Below are 3,998 nucleotides of genomic sequence, written 5' to 3'. Positions count from 1 at the left end.
GTTGTATTCTATAATGACACATTTGAACTTTCTGTCCAGAGCAGATATCCACCTCATTATATTACTGCGCAGACATCCATCTCCGGTGACAGTTCTATACTTTCCATTGATTTGATAAGACCGACCGGCACGTCCGCTTCCCTTACCGCATATTTAAATAGCGTGGATATAGAGTATGAACGTCTTGCGGATTTAGATGCCCCTTTTCATGCTTTTTATCCCGGACCCCTGGATTATTCGATAAAGGTCGTTGATGCGGATGATACTCCGTTCATCCTTGATATAACCGATCTTCGGGAACCGCGTATGCTGGACAATTACAATTTGAATAACGGCGAAGTGATTCTTTCAAGCAGTTCAGATTCTTTTCAATTATTGTACTTTTCAAAATACTCCCTGGCAAAAAAGGCGGAGCTCATCCAGGCTACACCGGGGGAATTAAGAGAACAGTCTTCAGGATGTGAATATCTTGTCATAACACACGAGGATTTTTACCACGCAATCAGCCCTCTGGTTGAATACCGCAGTAAAGACTATTCGACCAAGGTCGTGGAGATCCACAAAATCTACGATGATTTTTCATTCGGAAAATACGACCCCCTTGCAATAAAACATTTTCTTTATTACACGACAAACAACTGGACCACGGTCCCGAAATATATACTCCTGGTCGGCGACGCCACATATGATTATAAAAATAATCTGGGAAAAGACAATCCGCCCAATTACATCCCGATGTACGAGTGGGGCACCCAGCTGGCGGGTAATCCAGGGATACCGCCGAACAATATAGATGAAGGAGAATATGTTAATTTCGGCGGCGGTGAGTCCATGATTCTGTCGAGGATCACGGTGCGGACAAAACAGGAAGTACGGGATTTTATTGATAAACTGATAACCTATGAGACGAAAGACATCGATGGAATGTGGAATAGACGGATAATTCTCGCCGGTGACGACGAGTGGAGTAACAGCAATCACTGGGAAAACCCGATCTCTTATCATTGCGGCGCCTGTGAACGGCTCAGCACCCATATTCCTGATTCGCTCTATGATTTTGCAAAGGTCTATATGATCAGTTATCCTCCTTTCGCCTATCCCACTCATAAGCCGACGGCGCAGGACGCATTCATCCGGGAATTGAATAAGAGTTGTTTTATCGGCGCCTTCTTCGGACACGGCAATACCCATCAACTCGCAGATGAAGGACTTTTTTATGATACCAATATTCCTTTAGTTAAGAACGGCAGACGATATTTCTTCTTCTTTTTCGGTTCCTGCACGGTCGGCAGATTTGATGATTCTGATTACGAATGTATCGCCGAACAACTGGTTCGGAAAAAAGAAGGGGCGATCGGCACAATGGCGGAAACCGCGGGTTCCAGTTCCTGGACCAATGAGTTGATTGCCGATTCGCTCTTCAGCCTGATGACGCGTACCGACCTCACTATGGGTGAGTGTTTTCGAATAACCGAATACGGTGAATATGTTCTATTGGGTGATCCGGCGACCAAGATGAGGAGAGTGAATAATGCGACCGGCATCCAGGCGTATCCTGATTCCGTTAGGCCGATGGAGAAACTGAAGATTACCTGCGATGAGGAGAGATACTATTTAAAGGCTTTTGTCCGCGACACCACACATATTGAAAAATTTGATCCCTCGACAGCGGATAGGATAAGCGGCCATGTGTATAGACTGGTTCAGATAGGAGACGACCCTCCTTCTTTTGTCGGGTTCGATTATAAAATCAACGGTAAGAAGATATATGAAGGTTTCTGGAGTCAGGATACCGCGGTTATCTTCGCTCCCAAGATCGTTACCACCCACCTGCCGGTCATTAAACTGAGTAATTTTATTGCCCGGAAAAGCGGGGTCCTCGATTCGATCAGAGTTTTTGGTACGGCGTCTCCTTCGGCTGATGAAGTCGGGCCCGAGGTTGTTTTCTATGACGGCGCCAGAAGGCTGAAGGATGGCGATTGGGTTGACCAGGAATTCACCCTGACAGGCAGGGTTTCTGATGAGAGCGGTATCAATCTTCTTAATTCAGTGGAGAGTTCCAGGGGATTTTATCTGTATATCAACGACGAGACCGAAAAAACGGATTTACGGGATTATTTTATTTACGACAGAAACTCTTTCACCGCCGGTGAGTTCACCCTCGACGTCATTTTACCCGAGAGTGTGGATACCCTGACGGTCAATGTGAGTGATAATTATTATAATCAGACAGTGGAAAAGATTGTTCTCAACGCCGAGATTTACGAACGGATAAAGATCGATAATTTTCTTGTTTATCCCAATCCTTTACAGGGTGAGGGAGGTCTCTGGTTTACTTTCGATCTTCATTCCTCCGGGGTTGTAACGATTAAAATTTTTACTGTCGCGGGCCGTTTGATAAAGACGATAAGAGACGTACCCTGCAGCGCCGGATATAATCAGATTTACTGGAATGTTCTTGATGAGTACAGTGATGAAATAAGCAACGGTGTGTATCTGGTGAAGGCTTTTGTGCGGGGTAACGGTTCCCAGGATGAGGTTATCGAGAAGTTTATTATTGCACGTTGAAAGATGAAGTCAAAAAAGAATGAACTCGAAAGATTGATTGAAGGGGTGGATTATAACATCCACCTCGCGAAGATAACGGTGTGCGGGGTGACTGATCGTCCCGGCGTGGCTGCAGAGCTGTTCAGTATATTAGGGCAGCATGGTTTGAATGTTGAATTGATTTCAACGGGGATCAGCAGTAAGGGACATACTGATATATCATTCGCCGTTGCCGAGTCGGATTTTAAAACCACCTATAAAATACTCGATAAGGTGAAAGAAAAATTCGGTTCAAAAGAGATTATCGTCGATGAGGACTGTGCCCTGATTACTATTTACGGCCCGATGCTGGCGACCACACCAGGGGTCGCCGGTAAGATTTTCTCTTTGCTTTCCGAACGAAAAGTAAATATCGAAATGATAAGCGCCTCTCTTTCCGCCTTGAATATCATCGTGAAGAAGCAGAAGGTGATGGATGCGGTCGGCGCCCTGAGTGTGGAATTCGGCATCTGATATTTATGCGGTTTCCGATTGTTTGTCCGATGAATTTTTAAAAGCGAGGTGTGCTGTGAGGGTTCTTAAATACATCGCTTTCTTTGCGGCGGTAATAACAATCTTCTTTGCGCTCGTTACGCGGTTTGTCATTACTGCAAGGCTTCTTTTCGGCTTGACGCCGACAGCCTATCTGCGTTTCACCGCTGTAATGCTTCTTTTTGCGATCGCCCTACATCTTCTCTTTGAGAAGAGATAGCAGGTTCAGTTGTTATCTTCCGTATTTATTGTGCCGGCGGGGTTTGACGCAGTGCCCGGGTGTTTTCTTCAATGGCGAGGATCACAAGAATCATTTCCGCGGCGGCGAGAAAACTGATGAATGAAATCGCACCGACAATCAGGATATAGAACGCCATAAAGATACCCCACAGAGGTCCGAACATGGCCGGTGCCTGGCTGCCGTATCTGCTGCCGAATTGGGATAAAGCCGCTCCACCGACGAGCATAACGATGAAACCGATGATGGTGAAAACCGCAATGATCCATGCAATGATCTTGAAGATGATTGATATTGTCCGAAGCGCCTTAAATTTCTTTTCCATAAAACCTCCTTGTTTATATTTTATTTACTATTGAAAAGAAGTCAAGAGAATGAAACAAGATTTGTTAGGTAAAAGTTAAAACTGGACTATTTGGGGTATTTTTTAAAAGATAAAACTGGACTGAGTGATTTTCGTGATTATCCTCTATGAAAGGAGGATAAATGAAGCAACAACTTCATCGTCGATTTACCGATAACCATCTTAAGGTATTGTTTGATCTTTATCTCAAGAAGGCATTGAGTGCTAATGATGTTATAAGCCAATTAGGGTGTAGTCGGAGCAGGTTTTTTGATTTACTTAAACGGTATCGACAAGATCCAAAAGGCTTCACAGTTGCTTATCGCCGACGTCAGCCGC

The 3,998-nt window shown here is 44.7% G+C and carries 5 protein-coding genes; 4 read left to right on the top strand and 1 reads right to left on the bottom strand.

What is annotated here, in order from left to right:
* The 3 genes from ENI34_06190 to ENI34_06180 form a co-directional block, all read left to right on the top strand.
* Positions 1–2,568 (top strand): hypothetical protein (locus ENI34_06190; GenBank protein HEC78715.1); only part of this gene is annotated, 2,568 nt, incomplete at its 5' end.
* A gap of 3 nt (positions 2,569–2,571) precedes the next feature.
* A complete protein-coding gene (locus tag ENI34_06185; GenBank protein HEC78714.1) occupies positions 2,572–3,060 on the top strand; it encodes an ACT domain-containing protein in 489 nt (162 codons plus the stop codon).
* 55 nt (positions 3,061–3,115) lie between these two features.
* Positions 3,116–3,298 carry a hypothetical protein gene (locus ENI34_06180; protein ID HEC78713.1) on the top strand — a complete coding sequence of 61 codons (183 nt, stop codon included), beginning with the start codon at positions 3,116–3,118 and terminating at the stop codon, positions 3,296–3,298.
* A gap of 25 nt (positions 3,299–3,323) precedes the next feature.
* On the opposite strand, the gene ENI34_06175 is transcribed toward ENI34_06180, so the two are convergent.
* Positions 3,324–3,641 (bottom strand): hypothetical protein, encoded by a 318-nt coding sequence (locus ENI34_06175; protein ID HEC78712.1) that lies wholly within the window; start codon positions 3,639–3,641, stop codon positions 3,324–3,326.
* 161 nt (positions 3,642–3,802) lie between these two features.
* Here ENI34_06175 and ENI34_06170 point away from each other — a divergent pair.
* Positions 3,803–3,998, top strand: a 196-nt coding sequence (locus ENI34_06170) for a hypothetical protein (protein ID HEC78711.1), incomplete at its 3' end; no start/stop codon positions are given.

This window comes from candidate division WOR-3 bacterium, from assembly GCA_011052815.1.
Taxonomy (GTDB): domain Bacteria; phylum Hydrothermota; class Tepidihabitantia; order SM23-42; family SM23-42; genus DRIG01.
Note: the sequence above shows the minus strand (reverse complement) of the source record. Positions and strands in the feature narration are given on the sequence as shown.